Here is a 25,731-nt window from a genome sequence, read left to right as displayed (position 1 = left end):
TGAGCCTTACGGCTCAAGCCAAAGGGTGGGTCAGTTTGAGATGGAAATGGCGGGTCAGTTTTGCGTGGAAATTAACAACCAGTCGGTGTAGTAGCGACAGGAATGCCATTCGGCCTCCGTCATTACATCCGACAGGGTGAGCACCTTGTCCTTGGCGATACCGAGAAACGGGCTCCATTGCGCATAGGGGTCGTAAGGAATGACTTCGGAGCGACCGCTCGATGCAGAAATCACCCAGCCCACATTCTCACCATGAGGGTCGCGCACCACGAGCGAGGCGTAGTTGCCATTGGCACTTGAGCGCAGCAGCTCCAGAAATACCTTCCAGTTCTGCGGGTCCATGGCTGACTCGTACAGTGCAGTAATCAGTTGACTCAGGGCTTCGGCACCGATGACCGAGGCCTGTTCCGGCGAAGAAGCGGCCTCAGTCTCCACGGCATACGGGACGGGAAAGCCGGTGACGGCCTGAAGAGCATCCGAGCGATAGTTGTAGAAATCAAAAGTTGCGTAATCGCTTTTGGGCATTTGCTGTCTCAAAAAATCCGGCCCATCAAATAGCGCACAGTTACTCAACTCTGCGCGCGCTCTTCATTGATGCACGCACCCGGAAGTCGGCCCAAGAAATGCCTTGATTTTGCTGAGTCCCCACAAACTGCGCATCGTCAAATCAGACGATAGGAAACCTAGCAAAAAAGCATGTCCTCCAACTATTGCAGACCTGCAATATGAATGCCACTGGCATCGTCATCCGACGAATACGGCTGAACTCTCGGCTCCTGCTCGGATGCACCCAGTTCCAAGCGCTTTCGGAATTGCTCCGCAGGCAAGGCTGGCGAGCACAGATAGCCCTGAAAGTAGTCACCCTGTAACTGCTCAATTGCCTGGCATTGCTCCTGCGTTTCCACGCCTTCTGCCACAAGTTCCACGCCCAATGCCTGCCCCATGCTGATGATGGCGCCCACAATGGCCTTGTCTCCCGCATCGTGCGGCAGGCCGCGCACAAAACTCTGGTCGATCTTGATCTTGGAGATCGGCAGTTTTTTCAAATAAGCCAAGCTCGAATAGCCGGTACCGAAGTCGTCAATGACCAGGCCCACACCCAGTTCTGCGATCTGATGCACGCGCAAAGCCATTTCCTGCGCCTCCTGCAGCAAAATGCTCTCGGTCAGTTCCAGCTCCAGCCACTGTGCCGGCAAGCCGCTGGCTTCCAGCACGTATTTGAGGCGGTCCACAAAGTCCGGCTGCCTGAACTCCAGCGCGGAGACATTCACCGATACCTTGACGGGCATGCCCATAGCCAGCCAGCGCGCCGCCTCTTGTACTGATTGCTCCAGCACCCAGGCATCCAGCGCAACCACATAGCCGGACTCCTCTGCCAAGGGAATGAAGGCTGCGGGAGAGATCACCCCCAGTTCGGGGTCCGTCCATCGAAGCAAAGCCTCTGCCGCCACGATGCGACCCGAACGGATATGTACCTGTGGCTGAAAGTGCACGGCCATATGCCCCTTGTCCAGCGCCTGGCGCATGGCATGCTCCAGCTTCATGCGCGAGAGCAGACCCGCACTCATTTGCGGCTGGTAGAAACTGAAATTGCCGCGTCCACGCTCCTTGACACGATACATGGCGATATCGGCCTGACGAATCAGCTCGTCCAGCGTCAAACCATCCGCCGGAAATTGCGCAGCCCCAATGCTGCACTGAACGGAAAAGCCCAGACCGTCAAGCATGAAGGGCTGGCGCATTTCGTCCAGAATACGGGCGGCCACGGCCGAAGCCCCTTCCCCCGTGCAATCATGCAGATAGAGAACAAATTCGTCGCCGCCCTGACGGCACAGCACATCGGCAGGGCGCAGCAGTCCGCTCAGCCGCTGAGCAACCAGCTTAAGCACACGGTCGCCGAAGTCATGGCCCAGTGAATCGTTGATGATCTTGAAACGGTCCAGATCCAGAAACAGAATGCTGAAGGGCTGCTGTGTGAAGCGCGCCGCCGTGATGGCAGCTTGCACGTGACGGCTCAAACTCAGGCGATTGGGCAGCCCTGTCAAGGCATCACTGTAAGCCAGCTGCTCAATCTGCTTTTGGGCACTGCGCTGCATGGTCATGTCGCGCATAAAGCCAATGCTTTGTACCAGGCGCCCATAGCCGTCACGCAATGCCACCCAGGACAGCCAGACCGCGCAGCGCTGACCTTCACTCTGCTTGAGCCAAAGATTGCCCTCCCAGAAGCTGCCCACATCCCAGCGCGCAGCGGCCAGCTCCAGCAGGTCGGACACAGGCCCTCCCTCGGACTCGAACAGAGTCCAGGCAGCGAGCCCCAGCACCGCCTTGCCATGCAGCAACTGCCCGCCAGCCGGGTTGACCTGAACGATGACACCATTGGCATCGGCAATGAATATACCGTCCAGGCTGGACTCGAACACTCTTGCAGCCAGACGCAGTTCTGTCGCCGAGCTGGATTCCACCGTGATGTCTCGATAGGAGTAGATACGCCCTATCGCCACACCGCGACTGAGCTGAGGCACGGAGCGGCGCTCCAGAACCCTGCCACTGAGCAGCTGCAGTACCTCCGAGGTTTCAGGAGCCGACAGGTCCTGCGCATCCTGTAGAAGAGTGAACTGACTCTCGCTGCTGATGGTCTGCGCTTCCAAATGGGCAAAGACGGCCGCATCATCTCGCTGCACGAGCAGTGGTTCGGGTAGTTGCCACAGCTCCGCGAAACGGTGATTGAATGCACGAATGCCGCCGCGCAGATCACAGACCAGCATGCCATCTGCAGCGGACTCAAGCGTCGCCCGCAACTCTGCAAGCAGCATGTCCAGTTCGCTCTCGTGCCGCAACTGCTCGCTGCGGTCGAGCATGGTTAGCATCAACCAGCGTGGATTGAGGGCGATGGAGCCCACCCCCATCTCCACAGCTGTCAATGAACCATTGGCTGTACAGATTTCTGTGAGAAATTTCGCCCCACCCACCCAGTTTGAGGCATCCTGCCAGAACGCCTTTTGCACCAGGGAGGCGCACAGCACATCGACATACTGCTCCTGCGCCTGCTCGGGCGTGTAGCCCGTGAGCTGCATACTGGCTGCATTGGCATGCACGACACGCAATGTCTGCGCATCCAGCAGCCAGACCGCCTCCTGCAAACCATCGAGCATGGAGGCAAGCAGAGGGTCAATCAGAAAACTCTGCTGCAAAGTCACGCGAGGTCTTTCTCGGCAGCAGGTGCTGCAGAACTGTCAAAAAAGTAGCAAAGACGCCTTTGCGGCTGTAAAGCTTCTAACGCATTTCGAGAAAGCTGATTTCGCGTCAAGCCCCGGCGAATACCCAAACCCACATATTCAAGCAAATCTACGAACCGCAGCTTCTGCGGCGCCTGCGTGTCATAGGTCAGCACCTTCGGCTTGAGCGACTGGCTGGTGTTGACAGACACCACCACGCCCATCCGCCCATCGCTTAGTTCCACCAAAGAGCCCGGCGGATAGACCCCCAAGGTCTGCACGAATGCCTTGAGCACATCGGGCGCATATCGCTGGCGATACTGTCCGTACAGTGCAGCCATGGCTTCATGAGGCGTCATTTCGTTGCCTTGCAATGGCAGATTGCACAAGCGCTCAAAATTATTGACCAGCGCCAGGATCTGTCCGGCAATGTCCATATCTTCGGCCAGCAAGCCAAGTGGAAAGCCTGACCCATCGGCCCATTCATGATGCTGGGCGATGGCCGTCGTGACGGAAGGAGGATAGCCCATGGATAGAGCCAATGCCACCGACTCCCCGACATGACGCGCATACACGGTCTCTCGCAGAGGCGTGCGGCCCGTGCCCTGATTCAGTGCATTGGCCGATGCGGAAATCTCAAGCCCCGGCTTGCCGATGTCATGCAACAGGGCTGCCGTGCCCAGATCCTTCAATACGTCATCGCACAGGCCCAGCGTCTTACCCAGCAACAGGCTCAGCACGGAGACGTTGACACCATGAACGCCAAAGGTGGCGCCCCCCGTATCCGCGAGCAGATGCAAACTCAGATCACGAGCCTGCGCCAGTTTGACGACTTGCTGTGCAACCAGCATATCCGTCGTTGTCCTCGCCTTCTCGGGGTTGGCTGGCAACAAGGCCTGCACATCATCAAATACGGAAACCGCGCCCAGAAACCTGGACTGCACGCCCAAAATACTGTTGCGCCATGCATGCGCATCATTCTCGGGTGAGGCAGGAGCGGGTTGAGGGTCTGCGGCCGGAGGCGCTGCCGCAGCTTCCAGATCGCTTCTCGATAGATCGACCTGGACTGCCTTGAGCCTCAGGGTCCTGAGTGTCTGCAACTGCTCGTCATTGACAATCTTGAAGCTGCTGACGGGAAACGGATGGCGCAACCAGCCGGTCTCCAGATGGACATACATGCCGATACGCAGTTGTCCGATATCAATAGCAACGAAACGATTCACTTTGAGCGCTACACACAAGATAAGACATTATTCCGCAGTTCCATGACTGCTCAAGCATGACTAGGGTCTGTTGGGATGCAAACAGCATCAACAATCCCCTCTTGTGTGACTTATCGGCACCAAAGGCTGGGTTTGTAGACCAGGTCCATCCACAAAGCCCAACTCGCAACGCCAATCAGCATCAGACCTGCAACTCTGGTGCCCCACCTGGCCCGCAATGCATTGACATGCGACTGTCCCAGTTGCCACAGCCAGGGACCCGCCAGCAGCCACAGTGCACCACCAACGGCAAAGGCTGCCATGGACAAAGCACCTCGCCAGGCGCCGCCACTCAAGGCCGCCACCAACACCGCCGAATACAGCAAACCACAAGGCATCAGTGCCCAGGCAAAGCCTGCTGCCAGACTGCCGCCCGGCGCGGTGACCCAGGGCTGAACCCTGGCCCAGACGGAACGCCCCGCCCGCTCCAGCCAGGCTGGCTGCCGCGCCTGCACCACCATGGCCAGTCCCCAGGCCATGACCGCCACATGCATCAGCGTCCAAAGTCTCTGCAATGCCGTTGTCTGACTGGTCAGCCAGGCCAGACTTTCCATGGCCACGGCCGCGATCCCGCCCAGCAGGGCATAGGCAGCGATGCGCCCCAGATGAAACAGGCTGGTACGCAGCCATTGGCGTTTTTGCAGGCCGAGCACGACAACTGGCTGCCCGCCGCCGACAGGCTTCGCTGCTGTGACCACGCTGCAGGGGGCAGCGCACATCACAAGACAATGGGGCCCACCCACGAGCCCCATGATCAAAGCAGTCCAGACCAGCGAAAACAACATGCGCTAGATGATGCGCGAAAAGCGGGCGCGGTTCCGGTCGGCCTGCAAATATCGGTCAAACAGCATGGCTACTCCGCGCACAAAAAACCAGCCCAGGCCAGTGACCTTGAAGCCCTCTGCGGACAGCTCGACCAAGCCGTTGCGCTGCATCTCTGCCAGCGCATCCAGCTCCGCAGCGAAGTACTCGCGGAAATTGATAAGCCAGGCCTGCTCCATGGGCTCATACAGGACGGAACCCTGGCACATGATGGACATGATGACGGCTCTGCGCACCAGATCGTCACGTGAAAGCGCCAGTCCGCGCTGCACGGGCAGCATGCCGCCATCGACGGCATCGTAATACTCTTCAAGAGTCTTGACGTTCTGGCTGTAGGTCGCGCCCACCTTGCCGATAGCCGATACGCCCAGTGCAATCAGGTCGCAATCAGGCTGGGTGCTGTAGCCCTGAAAGTTGCGATGCAGGCGCCCCTGGCGCTTGGCAATGGCCAAAGAGTCGTCAGGCAGCGCAAAGTGGTCCATGCCTACATAGACATAGCCGCCATCCATGAATGCATCAATTGCGCCGGAGAGCATGTTCAGCTTGTCCTGTCCCATGGGCAGGTCTGCCGATTCGATGCGCCTTTGCGGCTTGAAGCGCTCGGGCAGATGCGCATAGGCATACAGTGCAATGCGATCGGGGCGCAGCTCATTGACCTGTGCCAGCGTGCGCGCAAAAGACTCGGGCGTCTGCCTGGGCAGCCCGTAGATCAGGTCCACATTGATGGAGACAAAGCCCAGGCGGCGCGCCTCGGCCACCAACGAAAAGACTTGCTCGGCGGGCTGCTCGCGGTGCACCGCTTTCTGCACCGCGGGATCAAAGTCCTGCACGCCAAAGCTCAGGCGATTGAACCCCATGTCCTTGAGAGCTCTCAGCCGCTCGTTGCTGACGGTGCGCGGATCGACCTCGATGGAGTACTCGCCCGCGGGATCCAGCTTGAAATGTTCACGCATCAAGACCATCAGCTGCTGCAACTCGGCATCGCTGAAGAAGGTCGGTGTGCCTCCGCCCAGATGCAGCTGGCTTACGAGCTGGCCTTTGCCGCAATGCTCGGTATGCATGGCCAGCTCGCGGCTCAAGTAGTCCAGATACTCGGCAGCCTTCTCATGATGCTTGGTCACGATCTTGTTGCAGGCGCAGTAATAGCAAAGCGACTCACAGAACGGCACATGCACATAAACGGACAGGGGCAAAGCGCGCGAGCCAGAATGCGTCTTGCGCTGCTTGAGTGCCAGTATGTAGTCGTCTGCACCAAAAGCCTCAACAAAACGGTCGGCTGTTGGGAACGATGTGTAGCGTGGGCCGGGGATATCAAAGCGGCTCAGCAACTCAGGCGTGACTGCGGTCATAACTGGGAGTTAGGGTGCGCCCACACTCTGTATAGAGCAGATTTCAATGGAAATCAGATCCTGAAAATCATGCCCAAAATAGGCAAAAGCGCGTGTTTTTGAACGAATACAGGCAATGTGCCCCAAGGCAATCACCCTGTCCTTGATGAAAATCAAGAGACCTCAAGGCAAGTGCTGCGACAATTTGATCCATCTCATCTTCAACCACGAGGTCAATGACCAGCGCGACTCTCCACTCCGTGTCTGTCTGCGCCGTTGCAAAAAGCCCATGAATCTTCAGACCATCAAAGCATCCTGCTCCAACTGCAATCTGCGTGAACTGTGCATGCCCATGGGCCTGGACGATGAACAAATGGAGCGCATTGACGAGATTGTGGCCACGCGCCGCAAGGTCAAGCGCGGTGGGCTGCTGTTTCGCAATGGCGAAGAGTTCACCTCGCTGTATGCCATTCGAACCGGCTTCTTCAAGACCAGCGTGGCCACCGAAGACGGACGCGATCAGGTCACAGGCTTTCAGATGGCTGGCGAAATCATTGGTCTGGACGGCATCGTCAACGACCACCACACTTGTGATGCCGTGGCCCTGGAAGACGCCGAGGTTTGCGTCATGCCGTTTGACAAACTGGAGCAGCTCTCGCGCGAGGTCACTGCCCTGCAGAACCATGTGCACAAGGTCATGAGCCGCGAAATCGTGCGCGAGCATGGCGTGATGCTGCTGCTGGGCAGCATGCGTGCCGAAGAGCGCCTGGCGGCCTTTGTGTTGAACCTGGTCCAGCGCCTGTCGGCACGCGGCTTTTCCAAGTCGGAGCTGGTGCTGCGCATGACGCGCGAAGAAATCGGCAGTTACCTGGGCCTCAAGCTCGAGACCGTGAGCCGCACTTTCTCCAAATTTGCAGAGGAAGGCATTGTGGAAGTCAAGCAGCGCCACCTGCGCATCCTGGATACCGAGGCGCTCAAACGCATCGTCAACAGCCAGCAATGCCAGAACTGAACCGAGTCGACAGACACTCTCAAGACAAAGCCCGCGGACAGCGGGCTTTTTTGTCTGTGCGAATTAATCGGGCAGAGGCTCGGAAACGATGCCGCCATTGAGATCGCTGACGGAGCGACCCAGCATCACCGTCATCGCACCTCCGATCAGGGTCACGACCCAGAAGGCAAAAAAAGCGACCGTATAGATGGCCTGGCGCGACCAGTCCAGGGGGGAGCCCAGCCAGTGCACATCCAGCGGGTCCACAAAGGCGAAAACCACCATCTCCATGATTGCCGCCGCCAGAAAGGCCGGCCAGACAATCCACATCCAGCGTCGAGCATCCATCCTGATTCTCCTTGGGCTGTGGGCTTGGTCATATTTTGCACAACAGTGGTGACCGTTCATGCAGGACTGCGGGCATGCACCGTGGCGGGAAACCCTGAACCACTCTCTTTTCAGTAGCATCCTGCGCCATCTGGATATCAAAAAACCATTTGCTTCTACATCAACGTTAGACAGAACATGCGCAACACGCTCTGATTTTGATATCGGCAACAAAAAAGGCCGCAAAAGCGACCTTGGCGGAGCAAGCGCCGGAGCGCTCAGCGATCCAGCGGATGGTCCTTGGCTGGTGTGGCCGCATGATTGCGGCCGGTGACTGCTGGTGCCAGGCTTTTTTCACTTTCGCTCAGGCGCTGGTTGATTTCCATGCCATGGCGGTAGTAGTCAGGGTCAATCACGGGATCGGGCCTGCTCAGTGCGATGTATGCGGTGACAAAGCCGGCAATCACCACGATCACCGGGCCGGCGATGATGAGCCAGACATGGGCAAACTTCCACCAGGGCTTGCCGTCCTCGGGGTGGATGATCTTGGCCGTTTGCGAGACCTTGGCTTGTGCTGCCGACATGATGAAACCTCTTTCCAAAATTCTGACCACCCAGGCACACACGGCAGGGTGGCATAAATTGTTGCCGATTGGCGGTGCCCTTGTCCGGCCTCCGTGATGGCTCACGAAGACCGTCAAGACCTGGCATTAACGCGGCACCAGGAACACCGTCTTCTCGGAAATACGCCCTGCTCCGGCAGTCACTGCATCCACATTGAAGTGTACGGGGTGCGAGCCGGGAGTTGCTGAGCCATACGGAATCTGCAGCCGCACCGCAATGCCGCGCGTCTCTGCAGGGCCAACGCTCACTTCCTGCTCGGATGCGACTTCCAGATTCTCCAGGCCCACGGCGCTGATACGGTAGCGCTGCTCGGACTCGGTGGCGTTCATGATCTGCAGACGGTAGACGTTCTCCAGCTTGCCGCCCGCCACGATGCGCGAAAGCGCAGCACGGTCACGAATCACATCGACCTTGAGCGGCTCGCGCAGCACCAGACTGGCGATCATGGCAGCGCTGAGGGCCACCAGCACGGCCGAGTAGATCAGCACACGCGGGCGGAAAATACGGCGAATAACCTGCACCTGCTTCCAGGCCTTGGCCACGGCATTCTGAGTGGTCAACCGGATCAGGCCACGCGGATACTCCATCTTGTCCATCACGGAGTTGCAGGCATCGATGCACAGACCGCAGCCGATGCATTCGTACTGCAACCCTTTGCGGATATCGATGCCCACGGGGCAGACCTGAACGCAAAGCTTGCAATCTATGCAGTCCCCCAGGCCCTGTGCCTTGTAGTCGACGTCTTTCTTGCGCGGGCCGCGAGCTTCACCACGTTCGGCGTCGTAGCTGACGATCATGGTGTCCTTGTCGAACATGGCACTCTGAAAGCGTGCATAGGGACACATGTACTTGCAGACCTGCTCGCGCATATAGCCGGCGTTGCCGTAGGTGGCGAAGCCGTAGAACGCCACCCAGAAAATCTGCCAGTTGCCCTGGAAGGCCATCAACTCCACACCCAACTCACGGATGGGCACGAAGTAGCCGACAAAGGTGAAACCTGTCCAAAGAGACAGAGCGATCCAGAGAAACTGCTTGAGCGACTTTTTCCAGATCTTCTCCAAAGTCCAGCCGCTCTTGTCGATACGCATGCGGGCACTGCGATCGCCTTCGACCTTGCTTTCGATCCACATGAAGATCTCGGTGTAGACCGTCTGCGGACAGGAGAAGCCACACCACAGACGCCCGGCTACGGCGGTAAACAGGAACAGCCCCAGTGCGCTGATGATCAGCAGCCCCGTCAGATAGATGAAGTCCTGCGGGTACAGCACCAGTCCGAACAGATAGAAGCGCCGGGCCCCCAAATCGAACAGCACCATCTGGCGCTCGCCCCACTGCAGCCAGGGCAGGCCGTAGAAGACGATCTGGGTCAGAAACACCATGGCCCAGCGCCACCGTGAGAACACGCCGCTAATAGAGCGTGAGTACACTTTTTGCTCGGAAGCGAACATAGGCACCAACTCAGGCCCGCCCTCATGAGGCTCAGGCGTGATCGGTATGACTTTTCGGGGCTTCCCCTGATCGCACGGCATCGCAGTTCCTTAATATTTTTGTAATTACTGAAAATTGAAACGCGAAAAAGGCGGTGCCAGGGCACCGCCTTTTAAAAACGCATTACTTCTGGTTTTGCGTATTCGAAAGACTCCAGACATAGGAAGCCAGCACGGCAATTTGCGCCTCCGTCAACTTCTCTTTCTGGGCAGGCATCTCATTGTGCTTGCCGTTGTTGACGATGTTGACGATTGCCGCCTCACCCCAGCCATGCAGCCAGATGTCATCGGTCAGGTTAGGAGCTCCCAGCGCGGGGTTGCCCTTGCCGTCCATGCCGTGACAAGCCGCACAGGCCACGAATTTGGACTTGCCCTGCGAAGCCTTGACGGCATCGTGAGGGCTGCCCGACAGGCTCAGCACATAGTGCGCCACATTGCGCACATCCTCCGCCGAGCCCACGGCTGCCGCCATGGGCGGCATCATGCCGATACGGCCGTTGGTGATGGTCTCCCTGATCTTCTCGGGAGATCCGCCATGCAACCAGTCGCCGTCCGCCAGATTCGGGAAGGACTTGCTGCCGCGAGCGTCAGAGCCGTGGCATTGCGCACAGTTGTTCATGAACAGACGCTCGCCAATGGCCATGGCCTGAGGGTCCTTGGCCATTTCTTCGGTGGGCATGCTGGTGAACTTGGCATACAGAGGCTCCAGGTCCGCCTTGGCCTTGGCCATTTCCTTGTCGTAGGCGCCGGTCTGGCTCCAGTCCAGCTTGCCGCCGAAGCCGCCAAGACCTGGGTAGACCACAAGATAGCCCAGGCTGAAAACCACGGTGATCACGAACAGACCCATCCACCACTTGGGCATGGGGTTGTTGAGTTCACGCAGGTCTTCGTCCCAGACATGGCCTGTGGTGTTGTCGCCCGAGGGAACGACCTTCTTGCGGGCCACCAGAATCAGCAGCAGCAAGCAGCCAAAGATGCCGATCAGCGTAATCGCCGCGACATACACCGACCAGAAATTGTTAATGAAATCGCTCATGGGATGTTCTCGTTGTGGTGATCAGACTCAGTCTTCCAGGAATGGAACCTGAGCTGCCTCGTCAAAACGGGCCTGGTTGCGGCGGGCATACGCCCACCACCAGATGCCCACGAAACACGCCAGCGATGCCAGCGTGGCCACGATACGCATGGTGGTGATATCCATTTCCAGCCCTTTCTCTCTTACTTGACGGCGCGACCAAGGACCTGCAGATAGGCAATCACTGCCTCCATCTCTGTCTTGTCCTTGACCTCGGCCTGAGCACCGGCGATTTCCGCATCGGTGTACGGCACGCCCACCTTGCGCAGCGCGCTCATGCGCGTTGCCACGGCCGTGTCATCCACCTTGTTGGCTTCCAGCCAGGGGTAAGCAGGCATGTTGGACTCGGGCACCACGTCACGCGGGTTGTTCAGGTGGATGCGATGCCATTCGTCGCTGTACTTGCCGCCCACGCGATGCAGGTCGGGGCCGGTACGCTTGGAGCCCCACTGGAAGGGGTGGTCGTAGACGAACTCGCCAGCCACCGAGTAGTGGCCGTAGCGCATGGTCTCGGCGCGGAAGGGACGGATCATCTGCGAGTGGCAGTTGTAGCAACCCTCGCGCAGATAGACGTCGCGCCCCATCAGCTGCAACGGCGTGTAGGGCTTGAGACCCGCCACGGCTTCGGTCGTGGACTTCTGGAAGAACAGCGGCACGATTTCCACCAGGCCGCCAATGGTCAGCACGAACAGCGTCAGCGCGATCAGCAAAAAGTTGCTGGTCTCGATCTTCTCGTGCGAAAAGCTCTTGGGAGCTGCGTTATTTTGATCAGACATTGCTTTTGCTCCTCAATGCTCAGGCGTGAGCCACCACGGCAGGCACTGCCACCTTGACGGAACGGCCGGCCATTGCGGTCTTCCAGGTGTTCCATGCCATCACCAGCATGCCGCCCAGATACAGCAGACCGCCAGTCACGCGAATCACATAGAAGGGATAGGTCGCCTTCACGCTTTCCACGAAGGTGTAGGTCAGCGTGCCGTCGGGGTTGACAGCGCGCCACATCAGGCCCTGCATCACACCGGCAATCCACATTGCGGCGATGTACAGCACGATGCCGATGGTCGCCATCCAGAAGTGCAGCTCGATCGCGGGCACGGAGTGCATCTTCTCGCGGCCGAACAGACGGGGGATCAGGTAGTACAGAGAGCCCATGGTGATCAGACCCACCCAGCCCAGAGCGCCGGAGTGCACGTGGCCCACGGTCCAATCGGTGTAGTGGCTCAGCGCGTTCACGGTCTTGATGGCCATCATCGGGCCTTCGAAGGTGGACATGCCGTAGAACGACAGGGACACGATCAGGAAACGCAGGATGGGATCGTCGCGCAGCTTGTGCCAGGCACCCGACAGCGTCATGATGCCGTTGATCATGCCGCCCCAGCTGGGAGCCAGCAGGATCAGCGAGAACACCATGCCCACGGACTGGGTCCAGTCAGGCAAAGCGGTGTAGTGCAGGTGGTGAGGACCCGCCCACATGTACGTGAAGATCAGCGCCCAGAAGTGCACGATCGACAGGCGATACGAATACACGGGACGGCCCGCCTGCTTGGGGATGAAGTAATACATCATGCCCAGGAAGCCGGCGGTCAGGAAGAAGCCCACGGCGTTGTGCCCGTACCACCACTGAACCATCGCGTCCTGCACGCCGGCGTAAGCCGAGTAGCTCTTCATCCAGCCGGCGGGGATGGAAATATTGTTGACGATGTGCAGCAGGGCCACGGCCAGAATGAAAGCACCGAAGAACCAGTTGGCCACATAGATGTGCTTGACCTTGCGGATACCGATAGTGCCGAAGAACACGATGGCATAGGACACCCAGGTCACGGCAATCAGCAAGTCCAGAGGCCATTCCAGCTCGGCGTATTCCTTGCCCTGGGTGTAACCCAGAGGCAGGCTGATGGCAGCGCCGACGATAACCAGTTGCCAGGCCCAGAAAGTCAGGCTGGCCAGCTTGGGCATGAACAGCTTGGTCTGGCAGGTGCGTTGCACCACGTAGTAGCTGGTCGCGAACAGCGCCGAGCCACCAAAAGCGAAGATCACGGCATTGGTATGCAGCGGACGCAGACGTCCGTAGCTCAGCCATGGAATGCCGAAGTTGAGTTCCGGCCAGGCCAGCTGGGACGCGATAAACACGCCCACCGCCATACCTACCACCCCCCATACCACGGCCATGATAGAGAACTGTCTTACGACGGTGTCGTCGTAATAGACAGCATTGTTATTTGTTGCTTCCATCGGGCACCTCTTAGATATCTTGCAAAGTGTTCATTGGTTTCTGGTCGGACTCGTTGAGCCACATCAATCGTCGCGAAGAATGCGCTCGCCTTCTTGTTCCACGCTCTCGAACTGGCCCCGGTACACGGCCCACCACAGGGCAGCCACAATGGCCATGACCAGAACAACCGACAGCGGAATCAATACATACAAAATGTCCATCAATGGCCTCCTTGAGTCAGTGGCATGACGGTGCCCCGCGGCGCAAGGTGCGCGGGGGCGGACGCGTTGCTATCAGCTGCCTGCAGCGGCAACGCACGTGCAAGACGGGCTGCGTTGGCGACGACCAGCAAGGAGCTCAGCGCCATGCCGAGCCCTGCCAGCCAGGCAGGCATCCAGCCCACGAGGGCCAGAGGAATAGAGATCGCGTTATAGGCTGCTGCCCAACCCAGGTTCTGGCGCACCACGGACAGGGTCCGTCGGGCCAGCAACAGGCTTTGCAACACTAACTCCAGGCTGTCTCCCAGTACCACGAAGTCTGCTCGCGATTGTGCCAGCGGCACTGCTTTACCAAAAGCAAAAGAGACATGCGCTCCGGCTAAAACTGGGCCGTCATTCAGGCCGTCGCCCACCATGGCAACCTTATGCCCTGCAGCCTGTGCCGCCTGCATGGCGGCCAGCTTGTCCTGCGGTTTGCAGTCGCCCTGCGCCTGCTCTATGCCCAGCTTGGCGGCCACGGTTTGCACCGCTGCAGAGCGGTCACCCGAGAGCAGTTGCACCGTCACGCCTTGCTGCCTGAGGTCGGCAATGACCTGGGCCGCTTCGGGGCGCACGTCCTCGCTCAGATGGAACTGCGCCAGGGGCAGCCAGCCACCTTGCGATTCCTCGGCCAGCACCACGCTCTGCCCTGGCTCATGCGGTGCCAACTCGGGTACGCCGCAATGCGCGGCCGAGCCCAGACGAAGATGGCGGCGCAAGGCGGTATTGCTGCGCGCCTGCACCCAGACATCGAGGCCGCTGCCAGCGATTTCCTGGACGGAATCCAGCAGCCATGCGCTGGCAGGCAATTCGGCCACCTCGGCCGCCTGCGCCAGTGCCTTGGAAGCAGGATGCATGGACTGGCGCGCCAGCAAGGCGGCCAGCGCCAGCAGCTCATCAGTGTTCTGACCTTCAGCAGGTGTCAGCGCGCGCAGCACCAGGCCGTCGCGCGTCAGCGTTCCGGTCTTGTCGAACACCAGCGTATCCACGGCGGCCAGCGCCTCCAGCCCCTGCAGATTGCGCACCAGCACGCCGCTGCGCGCCAGGGTGCCGGCCGCCGTCAGCATGGCCACAGGCGTGGCCAGCGAAAGCGCACAGGGACAGGTGACGATGAGCACGGCCACGGCCACCATCATGGCCTTGCCCGGGTCGGTGGGCCACCACCAGATGGCGGCAGCCAGCGCCGCCAGCAGCACCACGACGAGAAAAGGCCGGGCCACCTTGTCGGCCAACTGGGCCAGTGTTGGCTTTTGCAGCGAAGCGCTTTCCATCAGATTCACGATCTGCGCAAAGCGGGTGCCCTCACCCACGCTGTCCACTCTCACCTCGACAACACTGTCCAGGTTGTAGCTGCCGGCAGTGACTGCATCGCCTTGTGCGCGCAAAACAGGCGTGGACTCGCCAGTCAGAAGCGCCTCATCGGCATGGGTGGTGCCGCGCAGAATCCGGCCGTCTGCGGGGAAAGCCTCGCCCGTGAGCACCCGCACCACATCACCCACACGCAGACGGCGCGTGGCCACACGCTCGAACTCTCCCGAGTCGGGCTGCTGACGCAGCACCGAATCCGGCAGCCGGTTCATCACGGCTTCCAATGCACCGGCCGTGCGGTCACGCAGGCGCAGCTCCAGCCAGCGCCCTGTGAGCAGGAAGAAGACAAACATGGTCAGCGAGTCGAAGAAGACTTCCTGACCGAAAGGACCGGAGGGATCAAAAGTGCCCAGCGTGCTGATGGCAAAGGTGATCAACATGCCCAGGGCCACGGGCAGGTCCATGCTCACGCGGCGCTGGGTGATGTCCTTGAGCGCGCTCTTGAAGAACGGGCCGCAACAAAACAGCACCACGGGCAGAGAAATCACCCAGGATGCCCAGCGCAGCAAGGTCTCCATCTCCAGCGACAGGTCGCCGGGCCGCGCCGTGTAGGCTGGCCATGCATACATCATCACCTGCATCATGCACAGGCCGGCCACCAGCCAGCGCCACAGGGCACGGCGCGTCTCGGCCTGGCGCAGCTCGCGCGCAAACGCGTCGCGCGCGGGCAAGGCGCGATAGCCGGCACGCGACACGGCCTCCATCCATTGCGATGGAAGCACCTGGGCAGGACGCCACTCGACACGGGCTCGGCGCGTTGCGGCACTGACTTCGGCTGCCTGCACTCCGGGGACAGCCCGAAGCGCCTCCTCGATGGTCAGCGCACATGCAGCACAGTGCATGCCCTCCAGAACCACAAAGGAATCCCACACCGGGGAATCGGTTGCATTCTCGGAGATTGGGGCCTTGGAGCTCTGGCCGGCGGGGCGACCAAACGAGCTCCATTCTTGCGGATCGTCCAGCAGATGACTGTGCATCTGGGACAAGTTCAGGAAACCGGTGTCAGCAACAGCATGCTCTGCCGCGGAAGGCTGGACAGTAGTGTGTTGGGACATGTTTCAAGCGTAACGACGCCAGATGATACCCACCTTGACATTAATCAACCGTTAACTGCCCAATCGACATATGCTTGTATTTACAACGCATGCAACCTAAGGAGAAAGCTATGTACAACCGCATTTTGATTGCTACCGACGGCACCGAACTCTCAGACAAGGCTGTGCATGCAGGCCTGGATCTGGCCGCTTTGTGCGGCGCCAGCGTGATTGCGCTCAAGGTTGTCTCGCACTATCCGCGCAGCTATCTGGAAGGCAGCGACTTGCTGGACATCAAGGAAGCCAAGCGCATTGAGGAGCAATGGACCAATCAGGCCCAGACCCTGCTGAACGGCGTCAAAGCCTTTGGCCATGAGCGCAAGGTCAATGTCACGACCGAAATCGCCCACTCAGACCTGGTGGCCGAGTCGATTGTGGAGATGGCCAAAAAGCATGATTGCGACCTGATCGTCATGGCTTCGCACGGTCGCAAGGGTCTGCAGCGCCTGCTGCTGGGCAGCGAAACCCAGCATGTGCTGACGCACTCACCGGTGCCGGTGCTGGTGCTGCGCTGATCGGATCCCCCTGAGCCGCTTAGCGGCTTCCCTTGAGGGGACGGCCCTCGCCGGGCACCCCTCGCCGGGCACCCCTGGCCGGGCGCCCCTTGCTGGACTTGCCCCTGATATCCAGTGACACAGGCCGCTCAGGGGCCGCCGTTTGCCACTCACAAATTAAAAGCAGCTTGCGTACAAGCTGCTTTATTTTTGGGTCGATTCAATGCTGAATCTTCCTTGCATGCTGCGCAATCAGCTCACTTTTCAGGAGTCAAGTCAAAAGACAAGCGCCTGAAACGCAGCCAATAGTGCAGCCAAAAACCAACGCCTGGCGTCCGCCTCGACCGGGTTCAGGAGAACTCCTGCTGATACTGGTCGCGCAGCAGCTTCTTCTGGACCTTGCCCATGGTGTTGCGCGGCAGGCTGTCCACCACATAGCAGCGCTTGGGCACCTTGAAATTGGCCAACCTGGCCTTGAGCGACTCCAGAATCTTCAGCCCATCGAGCTGCGCGCCCTTGCGCGGCACGATGACGGCAACGCCGACCTCGCCAAAGTCCGGGTGCGGCACTCCCACCAGGGCACTTTCGTCCACGCCGGGAAGATCGTTGATGAAGCCCTCCACCTCGGCCGGATAGACGTTGTAGCCGCCCGAGATGATCAAGTCCTTGCTGCGCCCCACGATGCTGAAATAGCCGCGCTCGTCCTGCAGGCCCACATCGCCGGTCTTGAACCAGCCGTCGGCCGTGAACTCCTCTGCCGTCTTCTCGGGCATGCGCCAGTAGCCCTTGAAGACGTTGGGACCCTGCACCTCGATATTGCCGATCTCGCCTGCGGGCAGGGCTTTGCCGTCATCGCCATGAATGCGCACGCCCACGCCCGGCAGGGGAAAGCCCACGGTTGCGCCGCGGCGCTCGGCCTCGTTGCCGTAGCGCGCATCGGCCTGATAGGGGTTGGAGGTCAGCATGATGGTCTCGCTCATGCCATAGCGCTCAAGAATGGTGTGACCGGTACGCGTCTTCCAGGCACGGAAGGTCTCGATCAGCATGGGAGCCGATCCCGAGATGAAGAGGCGCATGTGCGCGGCCATGTTGCGGTCCAGCCTGGCATCGGCCAGCATGCGCACATAAAGGGTTGGTACCCCCATGAAGACGGTCGCATCCTTGAAGCGCGCCATGACGGCCTCGGGCTCGAAGCGGGCAAACCAGATCATGGGACTGCCGTTGAGCAGCGCCCCGTGAATGGCGACAAACAGGCCATGCACATGGAAGATGGGCAGCGCGTGAATCAGCACATCGCCTTCCTGCCAGCCCCAGTACACCTTGAGCATGGCCGCATTGCTCAGCAGATTGCCGTGGCTGAGCATGGCGCCCTTGCTGCGCCCCGTGGTGCCGCTGGTGTAGAGAATCGCCGCCAGATCGTCGGCGCGACGTGGCACGACCTGATGCTCGTCGCTGTGGTGGGCCGCGCGCTCCAGCAAGCTGCCCGTGCGATCGGTTCCCAGGGTGTAGACATGGCCCACGCCGTGGTTGAAGGCAATCTTGGACACCCAGCCAAAACAGCCGGGGGCGCACACCACCACGGCCGGCTCGGCATTGGTGATGAAGTACTCCATCTCGGCGCTCTGGTAGGCGGTGTTCAGCGGCAGGAACACATGGCCGCTGCGCAGCGTGGCCAGGTAGAGCATCATGGCTTCGACCGACTTTTCCACCTGCACCGCAATGCGGCTGCCCTCGGGCAGATCCAGCGAGGCCAGCAGATTGGCCATGCGTGCACTGCCCTGCTCCAGATCGGCCCAGGTGTAGTAGAGGCTGGAGCCATCGGGCTCGATGGCCTCCACGGCGATTTTCGTCAGATCCGCAGGAAACGCAGCGCGCAGCGCGCTGAAAAGATTGGCTTGAGGCATGTCGGTCATCGTGATGCTGTCGAACTCGGAAACGGTGAAAGCAAAAGGTCCATGGCCATCATAGGCCCGGCCCTGGCCTGGCCGGTGGCGCCAGGCACTGAAAAAATCACTTCTTCAAAATGGGGCGCCGGCAAAGGGCGCCCCGCAAGGCAGCCAGCGGGCTCAGGAGTCAATCTTCACATTCGCCGCCTTGACCACATGGGCCCAGCGCTGGATCTCGCTTTGCACCATGGCGGCAAACTGCGGCTGGCTCAGCTGGCCGTAATCGGCGCCGTTCTTGGCCCAGGCAGCCTTGATGTCCTCGGCGGCTCCGATCTTGCGCACCTCGTCCAGCATCTGCTGCTGCACGGCGGCAGGCGTGCCCTTAGGGGCCCATAGTCCATACCAGGTGGTGACGGTGAAGTCCGGCAGGCCGCACTCGGCCGCGCTGGGCACATCGGGGAAGGCGGGATTGCGCTTGGCGCCCGCCACCATCAAGGCCTTGATGCGGCCGCCCTTGATATGCTGGGCCGATGAGCCCAGGCCATCGAACAGCATGTCCACATTGCCAGCGATCAGGTCCTGCAGCGCAGGGCCCGCACCCTTGTAGGGAATATGGGTGATCTGGGTCTTGGTCTGCAGCTTGAACAACTCGCCCGCCAGATGGTGCGAGGAACCCGGCCCTGCCGATGCATAGTTGTACTTGCCGGGGTTGGCACGCAGGTCCTGTACAAGAGCCTGCAAGCTGGCATGCGTCACCTTCTTGGGATTGACCACCACGACTTGCGGCACGCTGGCCAGCAGCGCCAGCGGGATGAAGTCGCGCTCCAGATCGTATTCGAGCTTGGGGTAGACCGATGGCGCAATCACATGGTGGGTGCCGCCCATGAAGAAGTTGTAGCCGTCGGGTGCGGCCTTGGCCGCAATGCTGGCGCCCAGCGTGCCGCCCGCGCCACCTCGGTTGTCTATCACCAGGGTCTTGCCCGAGGTCTTGGCGAACTGGGCAGAAAAAGGCCTGGCAAAGGTGTCGGTGCCGCCGCCGGCAGGAAAAGGCACGATCAGGGTGACCGGCCTGCTCGGCCACTCCGATGCCTGGGCCATGCCCGTCCAGCCCGATGCTCCAGCCGCCAGCAGCGCCCCCGCCGACCCCAGCAGCGTGCGCCGCTGCAATCCCACGCTCTTTTCCCAAGAATCCTGCATCTATGTCTCCTCTGCGCGCCTGGTCAGCAGCATCGCCGCAGCCAGGCTTGTGGTTGGAAGACGCAGCAGCAAAAGCCGGCTCAGGCCGGGCGCAGCGCGAGTCGCGATGCACTCAACCCTTGCACAGCGATTCGATCTCCGAGGAAACGGGAATCTTGCTCTGCGCCAACAGGCTGCGGTGCTTGTCCAGGCGCTTGAGGTCATACAGATAGTTGACCATCAGCCCCATGGATTGCTTGAGCCCCTTGGACGACAGGTCTGCCGCCCAGTTCAGGCGCTCCACGCGCGCACCGTTGCCAAGGTGAAAGCGTGCCACGGCATCCAGCGGACGCCCCTTGGCAGTTTCCCGACCCAGATAGCGCGCGGCGCAAAACATGGCGGCCTGACGCACCACCGATTTCTCCGGCAGCGAGCCCGGATCGTCCAGCGCGGCCAGCAATTGCGCGGCACTCACTCCGCCGGCGACCTTCTCCAGGGCTGCCTTTTGCTTGTCGTCGAGCTCCGCCAGCGCCGCATCGCCGTTCTTGCTCAGCCAGCTGCGCAGTCCCGGAATCGGCGACAGCGTGGCGAACTGCTTGAGCTTGGGAAACTCCTGGGTGAGCGTCTCCACCACATGCTTGATGAGCGAATCGCCGAAGCTCACGCCCTTGAGTCCGGTCTGGGTGTTGCTGATGGAATAGAAGATGGCGGTGTTGGCCTTGGCCAGATCGGCAGCCGCTGCGGCCTCGTCCAGCAACGGAGCCATGCTGCCTGCCATCTTGTCCAGCAGTGCCACCTCCACAAAGATCAGCGGCACATTGGGCATGCGCGGGTGAAAGAACCCATAGCAGCGGCGGTCGCTGTCGAGGCGATTCTTCAGATCGGCCCAGCTGCGGATATCGTGCACAGCCTCGTACTTGATCAGCTTTTCGAGCAGCGATGCGGGCGAATCCCAGTTCAGGCTTCTGAGCTCCAGCAAGGCCACATCGAACCAGCTGGAAAACAGATGCTCCAGCTCGGCGTCCAGCGCCACATAGTGCTGCTCCGCCTTGGGCAAGGCCAGCAACTCGGCGCGCATGTCGACCAGAAAGCCCATGCCGCCCTTGGGCTGGGCAAAACGCTGCAGCAGCCGCGTGCGCGATGAAACCAGGGCGCGGCGCAGGCTCATCTCGGCCTCGCCGCGTTCCACATCGCTGCCCGCCTTGTCGTAGCGCTCGCGGGCCGCCTGCAGGGCCTTGGCATCGGGGCCGAACTTTTCGATCGCCAGCAGCCAGAAGTCCTTGCGTGCAGCCAGATCGGCCTTGGCATACCAATCCATCAGCAGCTGCGCGTGACGGCCGCCCTCCACGTCGCTGAGCGCGGTATCCGCCACCTGCTGCATGTCCAGCAGCAAGCGGCGCAGCTCGCGCGGCGACAGCGCCTCCTCCCCACGACGCAAGGTGGCCTCCAGGCGTTGCGCCAGCGGGCGATGCTGGGCGTCGCCCTTCTCGCCCTCGGCACCGCGCACCCACAGCTTGGTTTGCTCAATCCACTCGGCTGCCCACCCCATATGCATCTCCTTGTTCCAGCACCATCATGCTCTCATTGAAGAAGCAGATACCGCAATTGCAGTAACGCTTTCAGCCATTATGTGCAGTTTTTCAGCCTCGTACACCACACCATGAAAAACGCAGACCGAAGTCTGCGTTTTTCAGGATTTGGACTTCAGGCCGTAGTCCGCTGAACTGCGTAGGCCTGGCGCTTGCCGCACCACACCCACATGAGCACACCGGCCACGATCATGGGAATGCACAGCCACTGCCCCATGCTCATGCCCAGCGAGAGAATGCCCAGAAAGTCGTCGGGCTCGCGGAAGTACTCTGCGATGAAGCGGAAGGCCCCATAGCCGATCAGAAAAACCGCCGCGACCTGGCCGGGCTTGCGCTCCTTGCGCGCGTAAAGCCACAGGATGATGAACAGCAGCAGCCCTTCCATCAGGAACTGATAGATCTGCGAGGGATGACGCGGCAGCATGGAGCCGCTTTGCGGAAACACCATGGCCCAGGGCAGATCCGCACTCGCAAAACGCCCCCAGAGCTCGCCGTTGATGAAGTTGCCGATGCGGCCCGCAGCCAGCCCTGTGGGCACGCAGGGCGCCACAAAATCTGCGACTTCCAGCCAGTTGCGCTTGCGCGAGCGCGCAAACCAGATCATGGAGCCGATGACGCCCAGCAGGCCGCCGTGAAAGCTCATGCCACCCTGCCAGACGGCAAGAATTTCCAGCGGATGCGCGAGGTAGTAACCGGGCTTGTAGAACAGACAGTAGCCGATGCGCCCGCCCACGACCACGCCCAGCACGCCGAGAAAGAGAATATCCTCCACATCCTTGCGCGCCCAGGCACGCTCGCCCGTCATGTATTTGAATGGAGGGTGGTGCAGTCGGCGCGTGCCCAGAAACAGGAACAGACCAAAGGCCACCAGATAGGTAATGCCATACCAGTGCACGGCCAGCGGGCCAATCTGCACGGCTACAGGATCAATGTGCGGATACATCAGCATGTCAGGCATTGTGCCGCAGGCCGATGACGTTTCTGCAAAACTGCATGCTCCGAGAACGCTGCAGAGCCTCATTCACCGGCTCAAAGCCCCCTGATGCGAAAAACCTCGACCTGGCATCCTGCTGCATCCGGCGTCAACGGCGCTCTTTCAAGCGTCAATGCGGCTTGTCCACCGCCAGGCCCTGCTCGCGCACGGTCTGACGCACGACCTTGGCGGTCTCATCCATCATGGTGCTCAATCGCTGCGGTGTGCCGCCCAATACCTGCACGCCCATGGTCTGCAACCGCTCCTGCACGGCAGGATCCTGCAAGGCCGCGTTGGCAGCGCCGTTGAGCCTGGTCACGACGGCCTCCGGCGTTCCTGCCGGAGCAACGATGCCGAACCAGGTGATGGCCAGATTGTTGAGCGCAGGGTGGCCCAACTCCCTGAACGTGGGCACCTGCGGCAGGGTCGGCAAGCGCTCCTGCGCGGCCACGGCGAACGGAACCAGGCGGCCCGCAGCCACATGCGGAGCCGACGAAGGGTATTGATCGCTGAGCACCTGGGTCTCGCCCGACAGCGCGCCGCTGATCACCGGCCCCTGCCCCTTGTAGGGAATATGGTGCAGCTTGAGCTTGAGATCGGCATTGAGGCGCTCGGCAATCAGATGCCCGATGGAGCCGATTCCGGCCGATCCGATATTGAACTGACCCGGCTTGCTGCGCGCAAGAGTGAGGAACTGGGCATAGTTCTGCACACCCATATTGGGATGCACGGAAAACACCGACGGAATGGACGCCAGTGCAACCACCGGTACAAAGGCCTTGGCAGGATCTATGCGTGCCGACTGCGGCAGCATGACGGGATTGACCACCAGCGTGCTGATGGTGCCCAGGCCTATGGTGTAGCCGTCAGGCGCCGCATTGGCCACGGCCTCGGCCCCGATGAAGCCGCTGGCACCGGACCGGTTGTCGACCACCACGGGCTGACCCAGCGTCGTGTGCATGGCATCGGCAACCAGGCGCGCCACGATATCGGTGGAGCCTCCGGGCGTGAAAGGGACCACCAGACGCACGGGACGCTGCGGGTAACGCCCTTCTGCAGCCTGCGCCGTCAATGCCCCCAGCAAGGCCAGCAGCCCTGCTGTCTTCAGCAAGAAGGAGGGGCGAACAGCGAAAGACATGGAGATCACTTTCTGGCAAGACAATAAAAACAGCCGCGCGACTTGCATCGAGCGGCTGTGGGATTGTCCGTCAGCAGGCAAAGTCCGCGCTGACGAAATGACGAAACAAACGTAACTTAATCGTCGAGCAGCGACAGATCGCGCACGGCGCCGGTATCGGCGCTGGTCACCAGCTTGGCATAGGCCTTGAGGGCCGCAGAGATCTTGCGGGGACGGGCCTGGGCAGGCTTCCAGCCCTTGGCATTCTGCGCTTCACGGCGGCGGGCCAGCTCTTCGTCGCTGACCAGCATGTTGATGCTGCGGTTGGGAATGTCGATGCGGATGATGTCGCCGTTCTGCACCAGGCCAATCGCGCCGCCGGCTGCCGCTTCGGGAGAGCAGTGACCGATGGACAGGCCGGAGGTACCGCCCGAGAAGCGGCCGTCCGTCAGCAGCGCACAGGCCTTGCCCAGGCCCTTGGACTTGATGTAGCTGGTGGGGTAGAGCATTTCCTGCATGCCGGGGCCGCCCTTGGGGCCTTCGTAGCGCACGATGACCACATCGCCTGCCTTGACCTTGTCGGCCAGGATGTTGGCCACGGCCTCGTCCTGCGACTCGACCACATGAGCCGGGCCTTCGAAGACCAGGATCGACTCGTCCACGCCTGCGGACTTCACCACGCAGCCGTCCAGCGCGATGTTGCCGCGCAGCACGGCCAGGCCGCCTTCCTTGCTGAAAGCGTGCTCGTAGCTGCGGATGCAGCCTTCGGCACGGTCCAGGTCCAGGCTGGGCCAGCGGGTGTTCTGGCTGAACGCCACCTGCGTGGGAATGCCGGCGGGGCCAGCCATGTAGAAGTGGCGAACGGCCTCGTCCTGCGTGCGCATGATGTCCCACTGCTCCAGCGCATCCTTCATGGTCTTGGCATGCACCGTGGGCACATCGGTGTGCAGCTTGCCGGCGCGGTCCAGCTCGCCCAGGATGGCCATGATGCCGCCAGCGCGGTGCACGTCTTCGATGTGGTACTTGGGCGTATTGGGTGCCACCTTGCACAGCTGGGGCACGACGCGCGAGAGGCGGTCGATGTCGGCCATGGTGAAGTCGATACCCGCTTCCTGGGCGATGGCCAGCAGGTGCAGGATGGTATTGGTGGAGCCGCCCATGGCGATGTCCAGCGTGATGCAGTTCTCGAAGGCCTTGAAGCCCACGGAGCGCGGCAGCACGCTGTCGTTGTCGTTCTCGTAGTAGTCGCGGGCCAGCTCGACGATGCGGCGGCCGGCGCGCAGGAACAGCTCTTCGCGGTCGGCATGCGTGGCCACCACGGTGCCATTGCCGGGCAGGGACAGGCCCAGCGCTTCGGTCAGGCAGTTCATCGAATTGGCGGTGAACATGCCCGAGCAGGAACCGCAGGTCGGGCAGGCGGAGCGCTCCACCTCGGCCACTTCGGCGTCGGAATAGCGCTGATCGGCCGCGATCACCATGGCGTCCACCAGGTCCAGCTTCTTGAACTCTATGGTCTTGGTTTCGGGGTTGGCCAGCTTGGTCTTGCCAGCTTCCATGGGGCCGCCGGAAACAAAGATCACCGGAATGTTCAGGCGCATCGCGGCCATCAGCATGCCGGGGGTGATCTTGTCGCAGTTGGAGATGCACACCAGCGCATCTGCGCAATGGGCATTGACCATGTACTCGACCGAGTCCGCGATCAGGTCACGGCTGGGCAGCGAATACAGCATGCCGTCATGGCCCATGGCGATGCCATCGTCCACGGCGATGGTGTTGAACTCCTTGGCCACGCCGCCGGCCTTTTCGATCTCGCGCGCGACCAGTTGCCCCAGATCCTTCAGATGCACATGGCCGGGCACGAACTGGGTGAAGGAGTTGGCAATCGCAATGATGGGCTTGTCGAAATCGCCATCTTTCATGCCGGTGGCACGCCACAGGGCGCGCGCACCGGCCATGTTGCGGCCGCCAGTGGAGGTTTTGGAACGGTATGCGGGCATGGGGTTCGCTATAAGACGTTATCGGGAAATGATTCTTTGGATTATGGCCCAGCACTGCAAGGCAGCGATGCCTAGCCCATGGCGGGCTGTCAGGCAAAACAATCACAAGACATCGTCAATCACGATGCCTGATTCACTGCTCAACGACGTCGCTGGCCCGGTGCCATGGCCTGCTTCTGACGTTCGATACGCTCTTTCTTGCGCTGGTCCATCTTCTCCATGGCCTTGCGCTTGGTATAGCCCGAAGCATCGGCCCAGGCCCACCAGGCGACAGCCGCGCCATAAATGCCCAGAATAGGCCACCAGCTCCAGCCTGCGACAGGCCCGATCTGAGCCAGCTTGAGCAGCGACAACACGATCGCCAAACCTAACAGATACATACATCCCCTTTTTTGTTGATTTTCCAGAACACAGAGTGCACTGGAGAGTACACAAGC

The 25,731-nt window shown here is 60.7% G+C and carries 23 protein-coding genes and 1 pseudogene; 2 read left to right on the top strand and 22 right to left on the bottom strand.

Annotated features, from left to right (window positions below):
* Nucleotides 1-54: 54 nt before the first annotated feature.
* The 6 genes and pseudogenes from ACWGXF_RS13630 to hemN all read right to left on the bottom strand — a co-directional run bounded on the left by ACWGXF_RS13630 (nt 55) and on the right by hemN (nt 6,648).
* Nucleotides 55-525, bottom strand: coding sequence for a hypothetical protein (locus ACWGXF_RS13630; protein ID WP_452102038.1), 471 nt, complete (start codon nt 523-525; stop codon nt 55-57).
* A gap of 182 nt (nt 526-707) precedes the next feature.
* Nucleotides 708-3,197, bottom strand: coding sequence for a sensor domain-containing protein (locus ACWGXF_RS13625; protein WP_256630254.1), 2,490 nt, complete (start codon nt 3,195-3,197; stop codon nt 708-710).
* The gene (locus ACWGXF_RS13620) at nt 3,194-4,159 is read right to left on the bottom strand and encodes an HD-GYP domain-containing protein (RefSeq protein WP_452102041.1); all 966 of its coding nucleotides are present in this window, start codon (nt 4,157-4,159) and stop codon (nt 3,194-3,196) included. Before ACWGXF_RS13620 ends, ACWGXF_RS13625 begins: the two co-directional genes overlap by 4 nt.
* Nucleotides 4,160-4,198: 39 nt before the next feature.
* Nucleotides 4,199-4,438, bottom strand: a pseudogene (locus ACWGXF_RS13615) (DUF3391 domain-containing protein); the annotation flags it as partial.
* Between the two features lie 110 nt (nt 4,439-4,548).
* Nucleotides 4,549-5,262 (bottom strand): sulfite exporter TauE/SafE family protein, encoded by a 714-nt coding sequence (locus ACWGXF_RS13610; RefSeq protein ID WP_452102037.1) that lies wholly within the window; start codon nt 5,260-5,262, stop codon nt 4,549-4,551.
* Nucleotides 5,263-5,265: 3 nt separating this feature from the next.
* Entirely contained in the window at nt 5,266-6,648 is a 1,383-nt protein-coding gene (hemN, locus tag ACWGXF_RS13605; protein WP_003063116.1) for an oxygen-independent coproporphyrinogen III oxidase, read from the bottom strand.
* A gap of 268 nt (nt 6,649-6,916) precedes the next feature.
* Here hemN and fnr point away from each other — a divergent pair, with 268 nt between their 5' ends.
* Nucleotides 6,917-7,639 carry a fumarate/nitrate reduction transcriptional regulator Fnr gene (gene fnr / locus ACWGXF_RS13600; protein WP_034351808.1) on the top strand — a complete coding sequence of 241 codons (723 nt, stop codon included), beginning with the start codon at nt 6,917-6,919 and terminating at the stop codon, nt 7,637-7,639.
* Nucleotides 7,640-7,702: 63 nt separating this feature from the next.
* Here the strand turns inward: fnr and ACWGXF_RS13595 are convergent, their stop codons facing one another.
* The 9 genes from ACWGXF_RS13595 to ACWGXF_RS13555 form a co-directional block, all read right to left on the bottom strand.
* Nucleotides 7,703-7,966, bottom strand: coding sequence for a hypothetical protein (locus ACWGXF_RS13595; RefSeq protein ID WP_003063120.1), 264 nt, complete (start codon nt 7,964-7,966; stop codon nt 7,703-7,705).
* Between the two features lie 257 nt (nt 7,967-8,223).
* Nucleotides 8,224-8,529, bottom strand: a complete 306-nt coding sequence (locus tag ACWGXF_RS13590) for a FixH family protein (RefSeq protein WP_003063123.1) — start codon at nt 8,527-8,529, stop codon at nt 8,224-8,226.
* A gap of 126 nt (nt 8,530-8,655) precedes the next feature.
* A complete protein-coding gene (ccoG, locus tag ACWGXF_RS13585) occupies nt 8,656-10,098 on the bottom strand; it encodes a cytochrome c oxidase accessory protein CcoG (protein ID WP_045839056.1) in 1,443 nt (480 codons plus the stop codon).
* 82 nt (nt 10,099-10,180) lie between these two features.
* Complete coding sequence (ccoP, locus tag ACWGXF_RS13580; protein ID WP_003063126.1) at nt 10,181-11,092, bottom strand: cytochrome-c oxidase, cbb3-type subunit III; 912 nt, start codon at nt 11,090-11,092, stop codon at nt 10,181-10,183.
* 27 nt (nt 11,093-11,119) lie between these two features.
* On the bottom strand, nt 11,120-11,257 hold the full coding sequence (locus ACWGXF_RS13575; RefSeq protein ID WP_003063128.1) for a cbb3-type cytochrome oxidase subunit 3: 138 nt from the start codon (nt 11,255-11,257) through the stop codon (nt 11,120-11,122).
* A 17-nt stretch (nt 11,258-11,274) separates the two neighbouring features.
* Entirely contained in the window at nt 11,275-11,907 is a 633-nt protein-coding gene (ccoO, locus tag ACWGXF_RS13570) for a cytochrome-c oxidase, cbb3-type subunit II (RefSeq protein ID WP_003063130.1), read from the bottom strand.
* Between the two features lie 19 nt (nt 11,908-11,926).
* Nucleotides 11,927-13,363, bottom strand: a complete 1,437-nt coding sequence (gene ccoN / locus ACWGXF_RS13565) for a cytochrome-c oxidase, cbb3-type subunit I (RefSeq protein WP_034351806.1) — start codon at nt 13,361-13,363, stop codon at nt 11,927-11,929.
* A gap of 63 nt (nt 13,364-13,426) precedes the next feature.
* Nucleotides 13,427-13,564, bottom strand: coding sequence for a cbb3-type cytochrome oxidase assembly protein CcoS (ccoS, locus tag ACWGXF_RS13560; RefSeq protein WP_003056328.1), 138 nt, complete (start codon nt 13,562-13,564; stop codon nt 13,427-13,429).
* Nucleotides 13,564-15,945 (bottom strand): heavy metal translocating P-type ATPase, encoded by a 2,382-nt coding sequence (locus ACWGXF_RS13555; RefSeq protein WP_256631223.1) that lies wholly within the window; start codon nt 15,943-15,945, stop codon nt 13,564-13,566. Before ACWGXF_RS13555 ends, ccoS begins: the two co-directional genes overlap by 1 nt.
* Before the next feature lie 188 nt (nt 15,946-16,133).
* Between ACWGXF_RS13555 and ACWGXF_RS13550 the strand changes: the two genes are divergently transcribed.
* Nucleotides 16,134-16,577 carry a universal stress protein gene (locus ACWGXF_RS13550; RefSeq protein ID WP_003063135.1) on the top strand — a complete coding sequence of 148 codons (444 nt, stop codon included), beginning with the start codon at nt 16,134-16,136 and terminating at the stop codon, nt 16,575-16,577.
* A gap of 329 nt (nt 16,578-16,906) precedes the next feature.
* Here ACWGXF_RS13550 and ACWGXF_RS13545 read toward each other — a convergent pair whose 3' ends face one another.
* From ACWGXF_RS13545 to ACWGXF_RS13515, 7 genes are all read right to left on the bottom strand, one after another.
* Nucleotides 16,907-18,460, bottom strand: coding sequence for a malonate--CoA ligase (locus ACWGXF_RS13545; RefSeq protein WP_256630253.1), 1,554 nt, complete (start codon nt 18,458-18,460; stop codon nt 16,907-16,909).
* A 162-nt stretch (nt 18,461-18,622) separates the two neighbouring features.
* Entirely contained in the window at nt 18,623-19,639 is a 1,017-nt protein-coding gene (locus ACWGXF_RS13540) for a Bug family tripartite tricarboxylate transporter substrate binding protein (protein ID WP_046461908.1), read from the bottom strand.
* A gap of 112 nt (nt 19,640-19,751) precedes the next feature.
* Entirely contained in the window at nt 19,752-21,167 is a 1,416-nt protein-coding gene (locus ACWGXF_RS13535; RefSeq protein ID WP_012837922.1) for a malonyl-CoA decarboxylase, read from the bottom strand.
* Nucleotides 21,168-21,322: 155 nt separating this feature from the next.
* On the bottom strand, nt 21,323-22,165 hold the full coding sequence (gene lgt, locus ACWGXF_RS13530) for a prolipoprotein diacylglyceryl transferase (protein ID WP_370466563.1): 843 nt from the start codon (nt 22,163-22,165) through the stop codon (nt 21,323-21,325).
* 145 nt (nt 22,166-22,310) lie between these two features.
* Complete coding sequence (locus ACWGXF_RS13525; RefSeq protein WP_229228546.1) at nt 22,311-23,318, bottom strand: Bug family tripartite tricarboxylate transporter substrate binding protein; 1,008 nt, start codon at nt 23,316-23,318, stop codon at nt 22,311-22,313.
* 116 nt (nt 23,319-23,434) lie between these two features.
* On the bottom strand, nt 23,435-25,294 hold the full coding sequence (gene ilvD / locus ACWGXF_RS13520) for a dihydroxy-acid dehydratase (protein ID WP_003063146.1): 1,860 nt from the start codon (nt 25,292-25,294) through the stop codon (nt 23,435-23,437).
* 140 nt (nt 25,295-25,434) lie between these two features.
* The gene (locus ACWGXF_RS13515) at nt 25,435-25,674 is read right to left on the bottom strand and encodes a TIGR04438 family Trp-rich protein (protein WP_452102036.1); all 240 of its coding nucleotides are present in this window, start codon (nt 25,672-25,674) and stop codon (nt 25,435-25,437) included.
* Nucleotides 25,675-25,731: the final 57 nt, after the last annotated feature.

Source organism: Comamonas sp. HJ-2 (assembly GCF_053615495.1).
The sequence above is the reverse complement of the archived record's forward strand: the minus strand, read 5'-3'. Positions and strand labels throughout refer to the sequence as shown.